Source organism: Heyndrickxia oleronia (assembly GCF_017809215.1).
Lineage (GTDB): Bacteria > Bacillota > Bacilli > Bacillales > Bacillaceae_C > Heyndrickxia > Heyndrickxia oleronia.
Genome location: NZ_CP065424.1, coordinates 2,450,332 through 2,471,294 on the forward strand (window position 1 = coordinate 2,450,332; position 20,963 = coordinate 2,471,294).

Annotated in this window: 16 protein-coding genes and 3 other annotated features (1 of these 19 running past the window's edge); of the genes, 15 read left to right on the plus strand and 1 reads right to left on the minus strand. The window is 34.2% G+C overall.

What is annotated here, in order from left to right; all coding sequences use genetic code 11:
• The first annotated feature begins 58 nt into the window (after positions 1 to 58).
• The 15 genes from I5818_RS12290 to I5818_RS12360 all read left to right on the plus strand — a co-directional run bounded on the left by I5818_RS12290 (position 59) and on the right by I5818_RS12360 (position 18,813).
• Entirely contained in the window at positions 59 to 814 is a 756-nt protein-coding gene (locus tag I5818_RS12290; protein ID WP_209391919.1) for an exodeoxyribonuclease III, read from the plus strand.
• 151 nt (positions 815 to 965) lie between these two features.
• Positions 966 to 1,775: an Fpg/Nei family DNA glycosylase gene (locus I5818_RS12295; RefSeq protein ID WP_078111218.1), complete on the plus strand. Its 810-nt coding sequence runs from the start codon at positions 966 to 968 to the stop codon at positions 1,773 to 1,775.
• 99 nt (positions 1,776 to 1,874) lie between these two features.
• Complete coding sequence (locus I5818_RS12300) at positions 1,875 to 2,444, plus strand: YdcF family protein (RefSeq protein WP_235849828.1); 570 nt, start codon at positions 1,875 to 1,877, stop codon at positions 2,442 to 2,444.
• 397 nt (positions 2,445 to 2,841) lie between these two features.
• Positions 2,842 to 4,386 carry an ABC-F family ATP-binding cassette domain-containing protein gene (locus I5818_RS12305; RefSeq protein ID WP_078111299.1) on the plus strand — a complete coding sequence of 515 codons (1,545 nt, stop codon included), beginning with the start codon at positions 2,842 to 2,844 and terminating at the stop codon, positions 4,384 to 4,386.
• A 63-nt stretch (positions 4,387 to 4,449) separates the two neighbouring features.
• Positions 4,450 to 5,622 carry a DUF4062 domain-containing protein gene (locus tag I5818_RS12310; protein WP_071975982.1) on the plus strand — a complete coding sequence of 391 codons (1,173 nt, stop codon included), beginning with the start codon at positions 4,450 to 4,452 and terminating at the stop codon, positions 5,620 to 5,622.
• A complete protein-coding gene (locus I5818_RS12315) occupies positions 5,622 to 5,795 on the plus strand; it encodes a hypothetical protein (protein WP_169846962.1) in 174 nt (57 codons plus the stop codon). Before I5818_RS12310 ends, I5818_RS12315 begins: the two co-directional genes overlap by 1 nt.
• A gap of 50 nt (positions 5,796 to 5,845) precedes the next feature.
• Complete coding sequence (locus I5818_RS12320) at positions 5,846 to 6,091, plus strand: hypothetical protein (RefSeq protein WP_078111065.1); 246 nt, start codon at positions 5,846 to 5,848, stop codon at positions 6,089 to 6,091.
• 259 nt (positions 6,092 to 6,350) lie between these two features.
• Positions 6,351 to 6,591: a binding site (T-box leader), on the plus strand.
• A 51-nt stretch (positions 6,592 to 6,642) separates the two neighbouring features.
• Positions 6,643 to 9,726, plus strand: a complete 3,084-nt coding sequence (gene ileS, locus I5818_RS12325; protein ID WP_078111066.1) for an isoleucine--tRNA ligase — start codon at positions 6,643 to 6,645, stop codon at positions 9,724 to 9,726.
• A gap of 373 nt (positions 9,727 to 10,099) precedes the next feature.
• Positions 10,100 to 11,092 carry a LacI family DNA-binding transcriptional regulator gene (locus I5818_RS12330; RefSeq protein ID WP_078111068.1) on the plus strand — a complete coding sequence of 331 codons (993 nt, stop codon included), beginning with the start codon at positions 10,100 to 10,102 and terminating at the stop codon, positions 11,090 to 11,092.
• 342 nt (positions 11,093 to 11,434) lie between these two features.
• Entirely contained in the window at positions 11,435 to 12,610 is a 1,176-nt protein-coding gene (locus I5818_RS12335; RefSeq protein ID WP_078111069.1) for a galactokinase, read from the plus strand.
• Positions 12,611 to 12,646: 36 nt separating this feature from the next.
• Positions 12,647 to 13,642: a UDP-glucose 4-epimerase GalE gene (gene galE, locus I5818_RS12340; RefSeq protein ID WP_078111070.1), complete on the plus strand. Its 996-nt coding sequence runs from the start codon at positions 12,647 to 12,649 to the stop codon at positions 13,640 to 13,642.
• Between the two features lies 1 nt (position 13,643).
• A complete protein-coding gene (galT, locus tag I5818_RS12345; protein WP_058005489.1) occupies positions 13,644 to 15,134 on the plus strand; it encodes a UDP-glucose--hexose-1-phosphate uridylyltransferase in 1,491 nt (496 codons plus the stop codon).
• A 103-nt stretch (positions 15,135 to 15,237) separates the two neighbouring features.
• Positions 15,238 to 16,293 (plus strand): aldose epimerase family protein, encoded by a 1,056-nt coding sequence (locus I5818_RS12350; RefSeq protein ID WP_058005490.1) that lies wholly within the window; start codon positions 15,238 to 15,240, stop codon positions 16,291 to 16,293.
• Between the two features lie 199 nt (positions 16,294 to 16,492).
• On the plus strand, positions 16,493 to 18,451 hold the full coding sequence (locus I5818_RS12355; RefSeq protein ID WP_078111072.1) for a GTP-binding protein: 1,959 nt from the start codon (positions 16,493 to 16,495) through the stop codon (positions 18,449 to 18,451).
• A gap of 80 nt (positions 18,452 to 18,531) precedes the next feature.
• Positions 18,532 to 18,813: a DUF6509 family protein gene (locus I5818_RS12360; protein WP_078111073.1), complete on the plus strand. Its 282-nt coding sequence runs from the start codon at positions 18,532 to 18,534 to the stop codon at positions 18,811 to 18,813.
• Positions 18,814 to 18,842: 29 nt separating this feature from the next.
• Here the strand turns inward: I5818_RS12360 and I5818_RS12365 are convergent, their stop codons facing one another.
• The gene (locus tag I5818_RS12365) at positions 18,843 to 19,712 is read right to left on the minus strand and encodes a hypothetical protein (protein ID WP_139358205.1); all 870 of its coding nucleotides are present in this window, start codon (positions 19,710 to 19,712) and stop codon (positions 18,843 to 18,845) included.
• Between the two features lie 871 nt (positions 19,713 to 20,583).
• Positions 20,584 to 20,807, plus strand: a binding site (T-box leader).
• 68 nt (positions 20,808 to 20,875) lie between these two features.
• Positions 20,876 to 20,963 (plus strand) — a binding site (T-box leader) (it continues 140 nt past the right edge of the window).

Sequence of the window (20,963 nt, forward strand, 5' to 3'; positions counted from 1 at the left end):
ATAATAAATATTTAGAAATAATGATTATTAAAAATAAAAAGCAAGGAGCTTTCTATAAATGAAATTCGTATCTTGGAATGTAAATGGCATAAGAGCATGTATAAATAAAGGATTTTTATCATATTTTAATGAAGTTGATGCAGATATTTTTTGTATTCAAGAAACAAAATGTCAGGATGGACAAGTAACTCTTGAATTAGATAATTACTATCAATATTGGAATTATGCTGAGAAAAAGGGATATTCCGGAACAGCGGTTTTTACAAAACAAAAGCCATTATCAGTAAAATATGGCGTGGGTGATGAAACAGATGAATCTGAAGGTAGAATATTAACTCTAGAATTTGATCAATTTTATTTAGTGAATGTGTACACTCCAAATTCTCAGAGGGATCTTGCCAGATTACCATTTCGTTTAGAATGGGAAGAAAGAATTAAAGAACATTTAATCTCATTGGATCAGAAAAAGCCAGTTGTTTATTGTGGTGATTTAAATGTTGCCCATCAAGAAATTGATTTAAAAAACCCAAAATCGAATAAAGGGAACTCCGGTTTTACTGATGAAGAAAGAGAAAAGATGAGTACATTATTGAACACGGGATTTACTGATTCCTTTCGTTATTTTTACCCAGATAAAACAGACTCCTATACTTGGTGGTCATATATGAATAAGGTAAGAGAAAGAAATATTGGCTGGAGAATTGATTATTTTATTGTATCTAATAGATTAGTAGACTCATTGCAGGACTCACAAATCCACTCTGAAATTTTAGGAAGTGATCATTGTCCTGTTATGCTTGAAATGAAAATGTAAATAAAAATATTCGTTCATTACTATCACCTAATTTTTTAATTAGGTGATTTTTTTTAATACTTTTTCTCTGATTTGTCATGATAAGAATAAAGAGAATGTAATGACTACACAAGGAATTGATATATAACTCCACGAAAAAGGGGGAAAACGGATGCCTGAACTACCTGAAATGGAAACATATAAAAAATTGCTGTATGAAAAAATTGTAGGGAAGACGATTACGAATATTATTATCAATCGTGAAAAATCAATAAATTGTCGGCCGGATATGTTTATTAAAGATATATTACTCCAAAAAGTTATTCGTATTGATCGAAGAGGCAAGCATTTACTTTTCTATTTGGTAAATGGTCGAGTCCTCATTCTTCATCTTATGCTTGGAGGATGGATGTATTATGGTACAGAGGAGGAGAAGCCTAACCGAACGATTCAAATTCAGCTTTCTTTCGGAATAGAGAATTTATACTTTATTGGTCTTCGTTTAGGCTATTTACACCTTTATCCAATAAATGAAGTAGATGAAGCATTGCCTAATTTAGGACCAGAACCATTGGATATTAATTTTACTCTACCATTTTTTATCAACTACTTACACAAAAAGCGTGGGCGTCTAAAGACCAAATTAATTGATCAAAAATTTTTATCTGGGATTGGTAATTGTTATTCTGATGAAATTTGTTATCACGCACAGCTATTACCTACAAGAACTTTAGAAGATTTAACTGATATTGATAAGAAACAATTGTATGAATCCATTCAATTAATCTTAAGGAAAGCTATACAATATGGTGGATATATGAACCATGCATTTTATCATGATGATCGGCTTACAGGAGGTTTTGATAACAAATGTAAAGTGTATGATCGTGAAGGTGAATTATGTGAGAGATGTGGCTCAGAAATTATCAAAAAAATGATATCATCTCGAAAGACCTTTTATTGCCCTCATTGTCAATTTTAACGAAATTACTAAATTGAATGTAGATTAAAACTGAAACCTCTACCCATTAAATGACGTCTTACATGTTGATAGATTGAAAATGGGTATGAGGGAGAATGTATGAAAAAAAAGTTATTTATTTCTTGTATCTCAATATTTTTGCTTTTCAGTTTGGCTTGGGTTCTTTTCACTTATAAACAAATAAAAAATGTGGCAAAAGAAAAACCTCCAAAAAACGTTCCATATCTGATTATTTTAGGAGCAAAGGTGAATGGGAAGGTTATGTCAAAAGCTTTATATGAACGAGCAATCACAGGTTTGCATTATTTAAAGGAGAATAAGGGGACAAAAGTGATTGTTACTGGTGGGCAAGGACCTGATGAGGAAATACCTGAGGCTGAAGCTCTTCGCTCCTATTTATTAGAACATGGTATCCCGAATGAGCGAATTATTATTGAGGATAAGTCCGTAAATACGTTCGAGAATCTTCAAAATGCCAAGGAATTTTTAGAAATAAAGAAGGCAGTAATCGTTAGCAATGATTTTCATCTTTATCGATCACTTCAATTGGCAAAATCACTAGGGATCGAAGCTTATCCACTTGCAGGTAAAACCCCTAAAATTGTCAAAACAAAACTATATTTAAGGGAGTATTTAGCCATTTTAAAAATGAAAATTATTGGGAAGTGAGAATTATTAATGAATTTATCCCTTTACTGCCTCTTTCGTTTTTGGTAAGATTATGAAGAATCTAAATTTATTTTAAAGGAGAGATGAAGGTCAAATGAGTATGTCCGTTGTTTTTCAAATGGTTTTAGCTTAAGACGGGATAAGTATGCCCATTTTTAGCAAAGCCAATCGTAAAACATCGGATAATTAGACCTTTATTCTTATTTAATATTCGTGTATAACAGGTAATCGTAAACACGAATAGGGCAGGGTCTATTTCCCTGCCTTTTTTATTTGTATAAATGAGACTAATTAAGATATTTCTAATGAATTGTCCATTCAAATTAAATATTAATCGTTTATAACCTCCATGTTTTACGATTGGTTCTTACAAACAGAACTTTTGGAGGGAAAAAATATGAGTATCGTACATGTTGAAAATTTAACTCATTTCTATGGTGATCAATTAGTTTTTAAAGATATTGAATTTCGTTTATTGAACAAAGAAAAGGTTGGTTTAGTGGGCCCAAATGGAGCAGGTAAATCAACACTTCTAAAAATTTTATCAGGTCAACTGTTACCTGATTATGGAAGCATTTCTTGGCTTCCTAATAAGCAAATTGGCTATTTAGAACAGCATATCGAATTGAAAAAAGGAACAAGTATTTTAGGTTTTTTAAAAAGTGCATTTCAACATTTATATGATATGGAAGAAGAAATGTTAGGAATTACAAATAAAATGGCGATATGTAATGAGGGTGAGTTACAAGGGCTCTTGAAACGATATTCGTTAATTCAGGATATATTAGAAGCTCAGGATTTTTACCTTATTGATTCAAAAATTGAAGATGTCTCATCTGGATTAGGTATCCTAGCACTAGGTTTAGATCGGGATGTTGCACAATTAAGTGGTGGACAACGTACAAAATTATTGTTGGCAAAACTTCTATTAACCGAGCCGGATATATTATTATTGGATGAACCAACGAATTATCTTGATTACGAACATATTGTTTGGTTGAAAGACTATTTAATTAATTATAAGAAATCATTTATTCTTATATCACATGATACGCATTTTTTAAACGAGGTCGTAAATGTTATTTTTCATTTAGAGCATAAACATTTAACTAGGTATGTAGGGAATTATCGAGCATTCTTAGAAGCTTATGAATTAAGAAAACACCAAATTCATATTGCATATAGTAAGCAGCAACAGGAAATTCACAAGCTTGAAACCTATATTCAAAAAAATAAAGTCCGTTCTTCCACTTCTAAACAAGCAAAATCAAGAGAAAAGAAATTAGCAAAAATTGAACGAATTGAAAAGCCGGTGGGAAACCTACATCCAAGATATTCATTTCACGTTTCTGAACGACCCGTTAGTACGATCATTGAAACGAAAGATATTATTGTTGGGTATACCTATCCTTTACTCCCGGCCTTAAACTTTACTTTAAAAAGAGGCGACAAAGTTGCCATTATTGGACATAATGGGATTGGAAAATCTACCTTACTAAAAACAATGATGGGTGAAATTAATCCTTTAAGCGGAACCATCTCAATAGGAGATAATGTGAGGCCATCTTATTTCGAACAAGAATGGCATACGCCAGTTGAACAAACACCGATGGATTATATTTGGTCCATGCATGAACAAATGAATCAGAAAGAAATTCGCCAAGCTCTTGCACGTGCTGGTATCAATAAAGAACATATATTGCAACCACTTCATACTTTGAGTGGGGGTGAACAGACGAAAGTAAGGTTATGTCAACTGATGTTAGAAAAAAGTAACTGGCTTATTCTTGACGAGCCAACGAATCACTTAGATGTTCAAGCAAAAGAAGCATTGGCTTTAGCACTAAAGAAATATGAAGGAACATTACTGATTGTATCTCATGAACCTGAATTTTATGAAGAATGGTGCACAAACGTGCTTAATCTTGAGGATTGCAGATAAAATAAATTAAAGGATTTTAGGGCAAATACATCGAATTTTCTACTAAGTAAGGAGTGATGTATTTTGCCCGAACCTACAAAAATATTTATTAGTTCAGCTGCCCAAGATCGACTTAGACCCTTAAGGGAAAATCTCCATCGATTATTAATGGAGATGGAGCATAGACCTTTAATGTATGAAAAGGATTTTGGACCTTGGCCGCCAGAACAGCTTGTAGAGAATTGTTTAAAGTATGTGGAAATGAGTGATATTTTTCTTCTTTTCATATCTGATAAGGCTGGTAATTATAGCCAATATTATAAGGCAACAATCACTCATTGTGAGTTTCAGAAGGCTTATCAATGTAATAAATATATTATTGTTTTTGTGGAAGATTATATTTATGATCTTTTTTGGTATGAAATTCGTTTAATTATTGGCGAAATGTTAAAAAGCTATAAAGAAACTTATGGCACAAATCCTGATAATTACTTTGAAATCGCAAAAGAAGCATGGGAAAAGCATCCAAAGAAAAAAGAACATGAAAATATTGAACCGTACATTTGGGGATTTATGTATGACATTTATATCAAAGGTCATTATTTGGAGAAAATATCTTTCGGAATGGATCCAAGCCTTACAATAAAACGATATTTTAGTGATTTGTTTAGAAGAGGAAGTAAATATCTCGCATTTGAAGGAACCATCGAAGAACAACTTCAAGAAGGCCCTATTTATAAAAAACATGCTGATTTTACCTCTAAAATCATAAGTTATATTAAAAATGGTGAATTAATCAATCCAAGATTGTTTTTAGAATATCTTCAACGTTTTTTAAAAAATGGGATCATTTATAGTCAGCCCCATACCATGTTTGAAACAGAGCTTGGTGCATATGAATCCTGTTCAGGAACAACTTTATACAAAAAAAAGGGTGATTTATTAACACTTGTAAGTGTATCTGGTATGGCAAGTGATGAAAATAAAACATATCCTTTAGAAGATAGGAGTTCGTATTCTGTTCAAGCTTTTCATAGTCAGTCTGGCCAGGAGTTATTTTTTAGCGAAGAGAAACAGCAATTTTATTTATCAATTCGTACAGGAAATTATGTCATAAGTTTTCATTATCCAGTTGAGTCATATTGGTCTATTGAGAAGGTTCAAGGCTTTAAGGATGATGTGATGCGTGATATAATGGAATCAGAATCAGCATTGTATCGTGATTTCGCTATTCAATTGTTAGGAGGGATTCGATAGTGGCTGCAGAACCTAAACGGACAAAAAACGATAGTATTATTCATGTCGCCTCCGGTAAAGCGAATGGAAGTAAAAAATATATTCAAGAAAAAGCAAAACGTTTCGATGAAAATAATCGCATCTTAAAAGAAGCATTTTTGAATCATAAAAAGACGCGACACTCCATTATTTAAGCTCCAATAAAGGAGCTTTTTTCATATACAGAGGTGGGGAATGGTACTGGATGGGGAATTTTGATAAACGCAATCGATTAGAAGATGAGGTTTTTACTTATCGGATTTCAAAGAATAATACGATATTTATTGATTGGTATGGCAAACAAGTCAAGATTATAAAAGGAAAAGCAGCAGAAAAGCTCCTTACTAAAATTACACAAGCTGAAAATGAAAAAGAAATCCAACTACTATTAGCTAAGGTAACTGGAAACTTCAAAAGGGGTAATGAAAAAAGTAAAAGCTATTATGATTAGTTTGATACTTTGTTAAGACTGTTTTCGTATAGAGTGTTGCTTGTGTAAAAACCTATTTGCCGGTCTTTACAAATAATAAAGGTTTCGAGTTCACAGGTCTTTTTCTCAGTGGAAAAAAGGAATTATCATCCTTATGTATCGCTTGGAGAATTATCTAAATATCGGGAATGTTAGAAAAGAGTTAAAAATGAGATCGCAATAAATAAAAATATCTTGATATTCATTATTGTGAGTGGTATGATAATCGAAATATTTGATGTATAAATCGATGAAGAGAAAAAGTACGTAAGGATTGAACTCTTGAAGCGAGCTGGGTATGGTGAAAGCCAGTGAGGAAGCCGAACGGAAAAATCATCTCTGAGATGCAAGGCTGAAATTATTAAGTAAGTCTTGACGGGAGTCCGCCGTTACAAGGAACGCGTATGATAGTACGTTGACAAGTGCTGTTTGTAATAAGCAGAATTTGGGTGGTAACGCGGGTTAATACACTCGTCCCTATTTTTAGGGACGAGTGTTTTTTATTTTCAAAATTAATTAAGGAGGATGCAAATATGGCTAGTCAGAATCATAGTAGTTTTGAACGTGAGAAGCGTTGGCAGGAGTATTGGGATAAGGAGAATATTTTTCAACGATCAATAGATAATAGAACCGGAAAAGATCGCTATGTTTTTTATGAGGGACCACCAACTGCAAATGGACTTCCACATGTTGGCCATGCTTTAGGGAGGACAATTAAGGATATCATTGCCCGTTATCAAACGATGAATGGTAAACAAGTATTTAGAAAAGCAGGGTGGGATACACATGGTTTACCAGTTGAATTAGGAGTAGAAAAGCAACTAGGAATCTCAGGAAAAAAAGAAATTGAACATTACGGGATTGAACCATTTATCGAAAAATGTAAGGAAAGTGTATTCTTTTATGAAAAGCAATGGAGGGATTTTACAACAGATTTAGGTTATTGGGTTGATATGGATCATCCATATATGACTATGAGTAATGAATACATTGAATCTGTATGGCATATTCTCGGAACGATTCATGAAAAAGGATTGCTATATAAAGGGCATCGTGTATCGCCCTATTGCCCTAGCTGTCAGACTTCATTAAGTTCTCATGAGGTTGCACAAGGATATAAAAATGTAAAAGATTTAAGTGCGACGGTAAAGTTTAAACTTAAGGACAGGGATAACGAATATGTACTAGGATGGACGACTACACCATGGACATTGCCTACCAATGTCGCACTTGCAGTAAATGGCGATCTTGATTATGCAAAAGTAGAAATAGAGGATCAGATAGTAATTATTGCTGTTGCTAGGTTAGAACAAGTTATCAATCAGCCTTATACACTAATTGAAGTCGTCAAGGGGACGGATCTCGTTGGATTAACCTATGAAGCCCCATTTAATTTTGTTGAGGTAGAAAAAGGACATTGTATTGTTGAAGCTTCATTTGTTACTGAGGATAGTGGAACAGGAATAGTTCATATAGCACCTGCATATGGAGAAGATGATTACCGTTTAGTACAAGAAAATCAATTATCTTTTATCAATATAGTTGATGAACAAGGAAGATATAATGATATTTTTACGCCACTAGCTGGTCAAAAAGTAAAAGAGAGTGATGTGGATATCGTAAAACTATTACATCAAAAGGGGCTTTTATATCATAAAGAAAAGTATGAGCATTCTTATCCTCATTGCTGGAGGTGTGATACACCATTATTGTATTATGCGACAGAGAGCTGGTTTATCAAAACAACTGCCCTTAAAAACGCATTGATTTCAAATAATCAACAAGTCAATTGGTTCCCTGATCATATAAAAAACGGGAGATTTGGCAATTTCTTAGAAGGATTAGTGGATTGGAATATCAGCAGAAAAAGATACTGGGGAACTCCTTTAAATGTTTGGGTTTGTCATACATGTAAACATGAAATTGCTCCGAAAAGTATGGAAGATTTAAAAAAACATGCAAAGGAATCCATATCAACGATTGAGCTCCATAAACCATATGTTGACCAAATTTCCTTCGAGTGTCCTAATTGCCATGGGACAATGCAGCGAACAGAAGAGGTAATAGATGTGTGGTTTGATAGTGGTTCAATGCCATTCGCTCAATACCATTATCCGTTTGAAAATACAGATGTATTTCATTCTCAGTTTCCAGCCGATGTGGTAGTTGAGGCAATCGATCAAACGAGAGGCTGGTTTTATTCATTGCTTGCAGTATCTGTACTCTATAAAGGGGTAGCTCCATATAAAAATGTCTTAGTAACAGGTCATATTCTGGATGAACATGGACAAAAAATGTCAAAGAGTAAAGGGAATGCTTTAGATCCTAGGGATTTAATTAAAGAATTTGGTGCGGATCCACTTCGCTGGTCTTTAATAGCTGACAGCGCCCCTTGGAATCAAAAAAACTTTTCCAAACGCAATGTGCAAGAGGCAAAATCAAAAATTATTGATACACTTGCAAGCCTATTTCATTTTTATCAGTTGTATGCAAAAATCGACTCATTTGATCCCAAAATCCATCACACTGAAGAAGCTACAATCATGGATAAGTGGATATTATCAAGATTAGCCACCACCATTTCGTCTATGAAAAAGGAGATGGAAAACTATCAACTGACAAATGCAGCTAGAATGGCAGGAAACTTCATTGATGAAATGAGTAATTGGTATATCCGTCGAAACAGAGAACGTTTCTGGAGTAAAGGTATGTCACCTAACAAAATTGCGGCATTTCAAACCTTATATCAAGTGTTGAATGAACTTTCGAAACTTATAGCGCCGTTTGTACCGTTTATAGCTGAAGAGATTTTTTACACGCTTAATGGGGATAGTGTTCATTTAACTGATTACCCAACCGTCCAAAACAACAGTATAGATAAAACGCTTGAAAATGAGATGATTGCTGTAATTGAATTGGTGGAGTTAGGCAGAAGTATTAGGCATAGCAAACAATTTAAAACGAAACAACCTTTAGCGAAAATGATTGTGGTCGCTCATAATGGCAATGTAAAAACACTTTCTTCTTTTGAAAATATCATTAAAGAAGAGCTAAATGTAAAACTTGTGGAATGGGTAGATTCTTCGGATAAGTTCATTGAACATCGATTGAAATTGAATTTTAAATCCGCGGGACCGAAATTAGGGAAGTTGGTAAATGAGGTTCAGCAACAGTTAATGAACGCTTCAAAAGAAGACATAAAACATTTTCTAAACCTAGGAACATTACCTCTTTGCATGAAAAATGGTGAAACTTTGCTTTTAGAACAAGAGGATGTCATTGTAACGAAAATTACAAATATCGAAGGATTTACCGAAGCGTCAAATCGAAATTTCACCGTTCTTTTAGATACAAACTTAACAGATGATCTCAAACGTGAAGGAATAGTAAGAGACTTTATTCGAATCGTCCAAGAAATACGGAAAAAACGTGATCTACCAGTCGAAAAAAGAATTGAATTATTTATCCACGGATCAAAAACAATAACCAAATGGTTAAAAGAATTTGACTCATTATTACACAATAGCATTGTTTTACAAACAATACACTATAAAGAAACCAAAGATATGGAAAAAATTTCTCTTGGTGAAGAAGAAATATTCATTCAAATCAAGTAAAGTAAAGGGACACGGGGTCTGACCCTATGTCCCAGTTACGTAGGGACATAGGGTCTGGTCCGTTGTCCCACCCAATCCTCTACCATGCATTTTCATTTTCCGAGAATGAAGGAGATCATAGATTGGGAAAGCTTCGGAATCCAAGAGTGCAAAAATTTAATTGGAATCCGGATGGTACACCTAACTTTGGAACGCCGCTGCCAGCTTACACTCCGATGGACAAACCCTCAGGAGAAATATAGGTTAAATAGGAAACACAACTATCAATTATCAATAGGTAAAATTTTTTGCGGAAAATTAGTAAAATATTGACTAGAATTTTCAATGATATTATGATTTAGGGAAAGTGTAAATATTTTTAAAGGAGTAACATATGGCTACGATCAAGGATATCGCGGAAAAAGCGGGTGTATCAATATCAACGGTATCAAGGGTGTTGAATTATGATCCCACTCTTTCTGTAAGCGATGAAACCAAAAGGAAAATTTTCCAAACTGCGGAGGATCTATCATATCGTAAAAAAAAGATAGAACAACGCATGGCGTCTTTTCGAATTGCTATTGTAAATTGGTATACAGAAGAAGAAGAGTTGAATGATTTATATTATTTATCTATTCGGGTGGGTGTTGAGAAGCGGTGTGAAGCACTTCATATTCAAATGACAAAACTTTCCCTTGATCATTTGGATTCCGTGCAGAATCAGGAATTTCATGGCATTATCGCCATTGGAAAATTTAATAAAAAGCAAGCAGAGAAAATTCAGAACATTACTGAAAATATTGTTTTCATTGATAGTTCTCCTGATGAAGACCGCTTTGATTCAGTAGTATGTAATTTTGAAAAGGCAACCATTGATGTTCTCAATTATTTTGTGCAGCATGGGCATGAAAAAATCGGCTATATTGGGGGGCGAGAAACATATAAGGATGATACTTCAGAGATTATTGATTATAGACAAGAGACATTCATAAACTTTACTAAAAAAAGAAATCTTTATAATGAAGATTTTATATATATTGGTTCGTTTTCCGTAAATGATGGCTACAGACTAATGAAACAAGCAATATCTGAGCATCATGATGATCTTCCGTCTGCATTTTTTGTCGGTAATGATTCTATGGCTATTGGATGTTTAAGAGCATTACTTGAAGAAGGTATTTCCGTTCCTCAAAGGGTCAGTATTATCGGGGTGAACGATATTAGTGTAACGAAATACGTATTTCCGCCATTAAGTACTGTTAGAGTTTATACCGAATTGATGGGGGAAACGGCTGTGGATTTGTTAATTGAAAGAATAACTGAACGTCAAGTTGCAAAAAAGGTGAGTCTTTCTACTCAACTAGTCATTCGCGGAAGTAGTAAGTAGGTTTATTTTTAATGAAGAAGAAAGAATCAGGATATAGATATGACACCTTGATTTCCTCGTATGTTGATGAAAATCAGGGTTTTTTTATTTAATTTTGTAGTTTGCAGTAGAGTCGCAAATCGTGTGGGAGATGGAGTCCAACTTCGTCCTTGTAGAAAGGTCATCAACAGCCAAGTATATGAAAAATAACCAAGTAAAATAATAAGTAAAATTTTTAGTAAAAGTATTGAAATATTTTTACTTTTTAAATAAAATATTCTTAAGGAGAATTTAGGCACAATTTGATTAGTTTCCATATGACTGAATTTTCCCTCACTTAATACTATGGGGGCGAAAGAAAAGATGAATTTACATTTTTTATTTGATACATTTCGAGAAATTTATCCGCAAAAAGAATGTGATGATCCAAAAGCATTCTTTTCTCCAGGAAGAATTAACTTAATTGGTGAACATACGGACTATAATGGGGGACATGTTTTTCCTGCTGCTATCACTTATGGAACGTACGGACTTGCAAGAAAAAGATCGGATCGTTTAGTAAGAATGTTTTCTATGAACTTCGAAGAGAAAGGAATCATCGAATTTACACTTGATGACTTAAACTATAAATCTCATCATCATTGGGTCAATTATCCAAAAGGAATGATCCGTTTTATTCAAGAACTGGGTAAGGAACTGCCATGTGGTCTAGAGGTGCTGATTTATGGAAATATACCGAATGGGGCGGGACTTTCTTCCTCCGCATCGCTTGAAATGTTAACAGGTGTAATGGTGAATGAACTGTATGGTTTTCAACTCGAGATGCTGGAATTAGTTAAAGCTGGTAAAAGGGTCGAAAATGAATTTATTGGTGTCAAAAGTGGAATAATGGATCAATTCGCTATTGGGATGGGGAAGGACAATTGTGGAATTCTTCTTAATTGCAATACATTAAAATACGAATATGCCCCATTACCATTATCTGAATATAAAATTATTATTATGAACACGAATAAAAGACGGGTGCTGTCTGATTCTAAATATAATATAAGAAGAAGTGAATGTGAGAAGGCTTTAAAGCTTATACAGCAGGAATGTAAAGTTCAGTCTTTGGGAGAAATTACGGAAGAAGAATTTGAGGCATATAAATATTTGATTGATAACGATGTTCTACAAAAACGGGCAAGGCATGCAGTCTATGAAAATCAAAGAACATTAAAAGCTTTACAGGCGTTAAAAAATGATGATTTAAAAGGTTTTGGTCGATTGATGAATGCTTCTCATGTTTCTTTAAGGGATGATTATGAGGTTACTGGGATTGAATTAGATTCTTTAGTTGAAGCAGCTTGGAAACAGGAAGGTGTAGTTGGGGCTCGTATGACGGGGGCAGGATTTGGTGGTTGTGCTATTGCGATCGTCAAAGAAGAGATGGTGGAAAAATTTATTTTTGAAGTAGGAAAGGAATATCAAACAAAAATTGGTTATCAAGCAACATTTTATGCAGCAAGTATTGGCAACGGAACAAAAGCAATAGAATAGGATTACTGAAGTTTACGATATGGAGGGAAATGAATCATGAGTATTTTAGTTCTTGGTGGTGCAGGTTATATAGGTTCACATGCGGTTTACCAGTTAATCGATAAAAATGTAGATGTAGTGGTTGTAGATAATTTACTAACTGGCCATCAGCAGGCTATCCATCCAAAAGCAAAGTTTTATCAGGGGAATATTAAAGATAAGGTCTTTTTAGAACAAGTATTTGAAAAAGAACAAATTGAAAGTGTGATTCACTTTGCCGCTAGTTCATTAGTGTGGGAATCGATGTCTAACCCCATTAAGTATTTTGATAATAATGTTTATGGAACACAAGTTCTTTTAGAGGTAATGAGAGACTATGGTGTCAAACAAATTGTTTTTTCTTCAACCGCTGCCACTTATGGTGAGCAGAAAGTCATGCCAATTACAGAAGATGCGCTAACCAACCCAACCAATGCCTATGGTGAAACAAAACTAATAATGGAAAAGTTGATGAAGTGGTGCGATGTGGCATATGGAATTAAATTTGTTTCTTTACGTTATTTTAATGTTGCTGGTGCAAGAGCAACAGGAGAGATTGGTGAGGACCATAACCCTGAAACGCACCTTATCCCAGTAATTCTCCAAGTTGCCTTAGGACAAAGAGAGTTTATTTCTATATTTGGTAATGACTATGAAACTTATGATGGGACATGTATCCGCGATTATGTTCATGTAGAAGATTTAATTGATGCGCATATTTTAGCTTTACAATACTTGCAAAAGGGTGGCGAGAGCATTGTGCTGAACCTTGGCAGCAGTAAAGGCTATTCCGTAAAAGAAATGGTAGAAGCCGCAAGAGAGATAACGGGGCATCCGATTCCAACAAAAATAGTCGAACGAAGAGCAGGTGATCCAAGCACATTAATTGCTTCTTCTGAAAAGGCAAAACGGGTTCTTGAATGGAATCCAAAACGAACATCGATTCACGATATCATTCAGGATGCTTGGAACTGGCACCGTACTCACCCTGATGGATATAGCAAGGAGTATTAATATGAATCCATATTTGTCCATTAATGAACTCGTCTCCAAAGCGATTTCACTAAGAATGATTCACCCAGAAGATGAGATATATGCTCGAAATCAGATTATGGCGCTTCTCAGATTGACCGATTTCTCAAATAAAAATGAACAGAAAAAAATGCGAAACCTCGATGTTCCTGAGCTTCTGGATGAATTAGTATTGTTCGCTGTACAGAAAGGTATAATAGAAGATCTATTTGATGCAAAGGAAATTCTGAGTAGTCATATTATGAATGTTTTTTTGCAACGGCCATCAGAAATTAATCAAAACTTCCATCGAAAATGGGAGCAAAGTCCAGAAAAAGCTACTTCCTACTTTTATGAACTAAGCCAAAATAGTAACTATATTCAAACAAAAAGAATCGCCGAAAATAGTCATTACAAAATTACAACAGAATATGGTGAATTAGATATTACTATTAATCTTGCAAAGCCTGAGAAGGATCCTAATGAGATCGCAAAGGAAAATGAAAGAAAAATAGTATCTAATTATCCGACTTGCTTGCTTTGCATAGAAAATGAAGGATATTCTGGAAGAATTGGTCATCCGGCTCGATCTAATCATCGAATGATTCGTTTGGAACTAAATAAAGAGCAATGGTATTTACAATATTCACCATATGTTTATTATAAGGAGCATTGCATTATATTATCCCATGAACATCGAAATATGGCGATTAATCAAGCAACATTTCAAAGGCTTTTTGAATTTGTTGGGAAGTTTCCTCATTATTTCATCGGCTCTAATGCTGATCTGCCAATTGTAGGGGGGTCTATTCTTTCACATGATCATTACCAAGGTGGAAATTATGAGTTTGCCATGGCAAAAGCAAAAGATGAATTGACATTTACCCTTGATAGCTTCCCAATGATCCATGCTTCTACCATCAAATGGCCAATGTCCGTTATCCGATTGAGAAGCAGTGACGTGAACCAAATGGTTGATGCTTGCAATTATATTCTTGAAAAGTGGAAAAATTATTCGGATCCTGCTGCAGATATTGTCGCATATACTGGTGAAACAAGACATAATACGATAACACCGATTGCAAGAATGCGAAATAACGAGTTTGAAATGGACTTAGTGTTGCGAAATAATCGAACCAATAAGGAGCATCCACTTGGAATTTTTCACCCACATGCTGATGTACATCATATTAAAAAGGAAAATATCGGGCTGATTGAAGTGATGGGGCTTGCGGTTTTGCCTGCTCGTTTAAAGACGGAACTGTTAGAGGTAGAAAAATATTTGTTGGATCAACCAAATCAAATTCAACCATATCATCATATTTGGGCAGATGATATAAAGATTCGATATCAAAATAAAATAACTCCCACTACGGTAAAGGAAATAATCATTCAGGAGGTTGGATACAAATTTTTAAGAGTACTTGAGGATGCGAGTGTTTTTAAACGGACAGAAGGACAGAAGGCGTTTCAAAAATTTATTTCCTCACTTTAAAAAGTAGTTTGTTGCTTCAAAAAAGCCATACAGCTAGCTTTTCCACCTATAGGTATAGCAGTTGTGCTTGTGAAAAGAGCTTTAAAAATAGGAGGTGGTATCATTGGAAATAATGCAGGAGGATTATGGGGAAATCGATGGTCGAACAATTACAGCTTTTACGATGGTGAATGATCATGGCATGGAAATAACCTGTCTTGATTATGGTTGTATTATTACAAAAATAGTAGCATCTGATAGGAATGGGCATTTCGAAAACATCGTGCTTGGGTTTGATTCCATAGAGGAATATCAAAAATATTCCCCTTATTTTGGTGCAATCATTGGAAGATTTGCTGGACGGATCAAAAATGCAGAATTCAATCTCAATGGTAAAATTTATCAATTAGCAAAGAACAATAATGATAATCATCTTCACGGTGGTCTCCAAGGGTTTGATAAGGTTTTTTGGGAGACAAAAACAGCTTTAGAGGCGGATTCAACCAAACTGGAATTTACATATTTAAGTAAATCAGGAGAAGAAGGTTATCCTGGAAATCTGCTTATGAAGGTTACATATACGCTAAACAATAAGAATGAACTTATCATTTCTTATAAGGGAGAATCGGATGAATCTACTCTACTGAATGTCACAAATCACACCTATTTTAATTTAAGTGGTAATTTAAAGCGAGATATTTTGAACCATCAGTTAACGATTAAAAGTCGAAAATTCGTTGAATTAGATGAAAGACTTATTCCAACCGGTAAGATATTATCAGTTGAAAATACTCCATTTGATTTTCAAAATGGCAGAAAAATTAAAGATGGAATGACATCTGGACATGTGCAAAATTGGATTGCAGGAAATGGTTATGACCATCCCTTTTTATTAACAGAACAACATAATAAGGAAATTATTTTATTGGATGAAGAAAGCGGTCGGGAACTCATCATAGAAACAGATGAACCTGCGGTTGTACTTTATACAGGTAATCAACTTGAGGCTGACGAAAGCTATTCCATCAGAGGTGTTCCTTCACGAAATTATCTTGGATTATGTTTAGAAACTCAGGGATTACCAGATTCCATACATAACCCACATTTCCCATCAAATATCTTAAAAAAAGGAGAGGTATTCCAATCTGTTACGAAATATAAATTTGACATCAAAAGTTGAATTGGATTAAAGCTTGTTCCGTATAAATAACCTCATAGATAAAGTACATATGTATACCCATCAGGCATGGAATGGTATGATAAATATGGTTGTAATCAAATGTGAAAATTGCTATTTAATAGTAGTAAGGTGCGGTATCGGTAAAACACATCATCTATTAGGTACCTAGAAAATTTTAAATTAAACAAAGAGGCGAATTATGCAACAAATAACGATCGGAATATTAGCCCATGTCGATGCAGGTAAAACAACTTTTGCTGAACAACTTTTATTTCATACGAAAAGTATCCATCATAGAGGAAGAGTCGATCATCAAGATGCATTTTTAGATAATCATGCAATTGAAAAAGCGAGAGGAATTACTGTATTTGCTGATCAAGCAATTATGGAATATAAGGATTCCACCTATTATCTGATCGATACTCCAGGACACGTAGATTTTTCTCCAGAAATGGAGCGATCCATTCAAGTAATGGATTACGCCATCATTATTTTAAGCGCAGTGGAAGGTGTAGAAGGACATACGGAAACCGTTTGGCAATTATTAAGGAAGCATCAAATCCCTACATTTTTCTTTATTAATAAAACTGATCGAGTTGGTGCAGATGTTAATAAAGTAAAAAAAGAAATTCGAAATCAGCTAACAGAGCATGGTATTGACATAACGGAGACATATAACAAAGGTGCCATGAGTGAAGAGTTAATCGAGTTTATTGCAGAAAGAGATGAAACATTATTGAATCTGTATATAGATGGAGAATATGACGAGGGTCGTTGGCAGCAGGAAATGAAACGGATGATTAAAGATAACAACATCTATCCTATAGCTTCTGGTTCTGCCCTGCAGGATATTGGAATCCTTTCATTTTTGGAAAAACTGGACGAATTAACTTTTTCCGATTATAACTCCACCGATTCGTTTTCAGGAAGAGTTTATAAAATCCGTCATGATAGCACGGGTGCTCGGGTTACTTTTATTAAATCATTAAGTGGTTCCCTTCATGTACGTGATGTGCTGGAATATGGGGATCAAGAGGAGAAATTACGGGAGAAGATTACACAAATAAGGCTATATAATGGTGCAAATTATGAAATCGTTGATCAAATGAATGCAGGTGATTTATTTGCAGTAACAGGATTAACGAATGCGGCTGTAGGTGATGGACTTGGAGCGATACAAGCAAAGGCTACTTATGAAACCGTAGCGACATTAAAATCTAAGGTCATCTATGACTCCTCCTTAAATCATAAGGAAGTACTATCATATTTTCGAATGTTAAATGATGAGGATCCATCGTTAAAAGTAACCTGGGATGAAGGTTTACAGGAGATCCACCTTCATGTTATGGGGAAAATTCAGCTTGAAGTACTCGAACAAATTGTAAAGGATCGTTTTAATCTTTCGGTTAGCTTTGGCAAGCCTGAGATTTTATATAAAGAAACGATTCAGACGATCGTGAACGGATACGGTCATTTTGAACCGCTAAAACATTATGCAGAAGTACACTTATTATTGGAACCGGGACATAGGGGAAGTGGCATTATTTTTGATAACGATTGTCATCCAGATGATTTAATGGTTAGCTATCAAAATTTAGTGAAGCATTATTTATTAGAAAAGGAGCATCGCGGCATACTAACAGGAACAGCTTTAACAGATGTAAAAATTACATTACTTACAGGAAGAGCACATAATAAACATACTAGTGGTGGTGATTTTCGCGAAGCCACACTCCGTGCCCTTAGACAAGGGCTTGAAAAAGCTAAGAATATTTTATTAGAGCCGGTTTATAATTTTAAAATTAAAGTAGATATAGAACAAATGGGAAGGGTCTTATCCGATATTCAAGCGGCTTATGGACATTTTCAACCTCCAGAAATGAATGGAAACAAAGCAGTGATAATGGGGAGAGCACCGGTAGCTACTTTTATGGATTATAGTACAATCCTAGCATCCTTTACACAAGGAAAAGGCTCTATTTCATTGGTGTTCGGTGGTTATGAACATTGTCATAATGAAGCAGAGGTTATTGAAAAAATTGGATATAATAAAAATGCTGATCCTGAATATAGTTCATCCTCTATCTTCTGTTCAAAAGGTCAAGGATTTTCCGTTTCATGGGATGAAGCTGAAAAAATGATGCATGCTTTAAAATGAATTCTTGAGCTCTTAAAAATAGAGTGTATAATACAAGAAGTATGTAATTTTAGGTTAGTTTTGAAAGGAAGAAGTTGTTGATGGAAATTACTGGTCATATCGTTGAAAAATTAAACGATCCTACAGGTATTATCGTTGGGGATCGTTATGAGTTCTTTCTCAATATTGAAGTACCTGAAGATGATGAGCTGTACTCTGAAAATGGAGTTTTATTAAAGGTCATTTATGCTGTAGAAGATCAGGGATCAAGAATTGCTCTGTATCAATTTATTGAAAGAGCAACAAATGAAGTCCTTGATTTTGCATTAGAGGACGAAGAAGAAGAATTGGTTAATGAATATTGCAAGCAACATATTGAGTAAAAAAATGATAGCAGGCGATTTGCTTGCTATCATTTTTTCTTTTCTTCTTTCTGTGTTTCGTTGATAATCGAAATTAAATCATCAATATTTATTTTCCAAGGTGATAATGGTGATATTCTAACCAATTGAAAGGAAGTCTTTGTGTTTACTCTTCCGCTCTCTTTAATGTACATTTGAAGTTCCACCGGAACAGTGATGGTTAAATCATTGGCGCCATCTTCTATACTATCTTTTCTATTCCAACGAAGAGTTTCAATTTTATCTATTTTATTAATCTGCTTTTTCAAATTCTTCTTTTCAGTCAATGCCACTTTATGGATTAACCCTTTATCCCCATTTTTAATAAATACGAGCAGGGCATCCGCAACTTGAAAAGGGTTTGCTCCTGCTAAATAGTCATCAATTTTTCCTGCTGCTTTCATGATCATAAGCTGATGGGATAAATCCGATCTTTCTGTTCGATGTGTTGTACTTCCTGCAAAATGTATACAAAAATGTCCAGGGAAACCATTTTCTAATGCACCTGCACCATGAGGCATGCCGTGCATAGAAGCTGCAAGTAGTCTGTTTTCAGCTAAGATTAATATGGCTCTTCTTCGCCAGCTCCAATGACCATGATATATTTCTTTCATCACTTTTGTATCTTTTCGTGTGAGAGGCTGAACATCTGCATGATGTGACCCTGCCCGTCTTTGTACGTCAAAGCTTTTTCCCGTTTCAACATCAATAACCGTAAACACGGAATTCTTTGGAATAATTTGGTTTACATCTTTCCAATGAAGCAATTCAATTTGAAAATTAATCGGTTGATGATTCGAATGAATAGTAGAAGCTGATATAGACGGTGAGTAAATAAACATGAGGAAAAAGAAACTGAAAGTTAACGTATATTTAGCCAATTTTACCAGCTCCAAATAAGATTAAGTGTCTTGAACTTATTTTTACCATTCTTATTAAGGCAATAACTGATAATAAATGGAAATTCGAATGAGGTATTGCTTTATTTTTTAATACTTGTTTCATTGTCAATTAACTACATATACGTACACAAATAATACGAAATAGTTAATCGCCAATAATCAGTTTAAAAATCCTAAGAATATGTTTAATTTGCATAATTGGGAAATGGATTCATTCCTAATAAAAATATAACCTCATTATTATTATAGGATCTTTTCTCAAACATTGTTGCTTTTTAGAGGAAATTTTAACGATATATAGGGGTACTGGCCAACAAGAGTTTACCATCTTAAGGTCAGTTTTGAGCTGATTTAAATCATGTAGTCCATTTATTACGATAATTAAATAAGCATAACGAATGTAAAGCGCTTAATAAAATATTTACTAAAATTTTTATTATTTTCAGAGCGTGATTTGGCTACAGATTGGTAGGGTAATGAATCGATTTCAATGCAGACATAATTATTTCATCTATGCACTTTTGGCTAAAATTCTTCAATATCAAATGTTATTATTACAAGAATGTCTAAAATTTGAGGGGAATTATCAACAAATAATGGAGTGCAAACCTGAGATTAGAAAATATAAAGCATGAAAGTATTAATGGTGGGGCATTTAAAATACTGATCATTTATTGGAAAATAGACGGTTTTACACCTCATATTCGTTATTGACTTTATTTTCCGTCGTGTTTAAAATAATTATCATTGTAAATAATCAATAGTAACTTTATCAAAAAATATTTCTTGACTTTTATAAATTATCCATTTACAATTCAAAAAAAACAATTCATTACAATTTGTAAGAAATAACATTGCTTTGATAAGGACATGAATCATACTTAATTTTCTTCCAGAGAACAGGGTCATTGGCTGTAAGCCCTGTAGAAAAATGTTTGATTTACCACCTTTGAGCTTTTATGGGGAAAAGCCTTGCTTAGTATCCATAAACGGGAAAACCGTTATCTTTATGAGCGTAAAGTAGATTTTGCTTTGCGAAATTAGGGTGGCACCACGACCGCACTCGTCCCTTTGTCTTTGGGATGGGTGCGTTTTTTATTTGATTTTTAAAGAGTATGTTTTTTAAAAAAATTATATATATATATATTGCGATGATAAGGACATGAATTTTTCTAATTTTTCTTTGCAGAGAACAGGGTCATTGGCTGCGAGCCCTGAAGAAAAAGGAAA

Bases quoted from the DNA above. Each gene is read 5' to 3' on its own strand.
- I5818_RS12290 (WP_209391919.1), top strand. From the start codon at position 59: ATGAAATTCGTATCTTGGAATGTAAATGGCATAAGAGCATGTATAAAT.
- I5818_RS12295 (WP_078111218.1), top strand. From the start codon at position 966: ATGCCTGAACTACCTGAAATGGAAACATATAAAAAATTGCTGTATGAA.
- I5818_RS12300 (WP_235849828.1), top strand. From the start codon at position 1,875: ATGAAAAAAAAGTTATTTATTTCTTGTATCTCAATATTTTTGCTTTTC.
- I5818_RS12305 (WP_078111299.1), top strand. From the start codon at position 2,842: ATGAGTATCGTACATGTTGAAAATTTAACTCATTTCTATGGTGATCAA.
- I5818_RS12320 (WP_078111065.1), top strand. From the start codon at position 5,846: ATGGGGAATTTTGATAAACGCAATCGATTAGAAGATGAGGTTTTTACT.
- ileS (WP_078111066.1), top strand. From the start codon at position 6,643: ATGGCTAGTCAGAATCATAGTAGTTTTGAACGTGAGAAGCGTTGGCAG.
- I5818_RS12330 (WP_078111068.1), top strand. From the start codon at position 10,100: ATGGCTACGATCAAGGATATCGCGGAAAAAGCGGGTGTATCAATATCA.
- I5818_RS12335 (WP_078111069.1), top strand. From the start codon at position 11,435: ATGAATTTACATTTTTTATTTGATACATTTCGAGAAATTTATCCGCAA.
- galE (WP_078111070.1), top strand. From the start codon at position 12,647: ATGAGTATTTTAGTTCTTGGTGGTGCAGGTTATATAGGTTCACATGCG.
- galT (WP_058005489.1), top strand. From the start codon at position 13,644: ATGAATCCATATTTGTCCATTAATGAACTCGTCTCCAAAGCGATTTCA.
- I5818_RS12355 (WP_078111072.1), top strand. From the start codon at position 16,493: ATGCAACAAATAACGATCGGAATATTAGCCCATGTCGATGCAGGTAAA.
- I5818_RS12360 (WP_078111073.1), top strand. From the start codon at position 18,532: ATGGAAATTACTGGTCATATCGTTGAAAAATTAAACGATCCTACAGGT.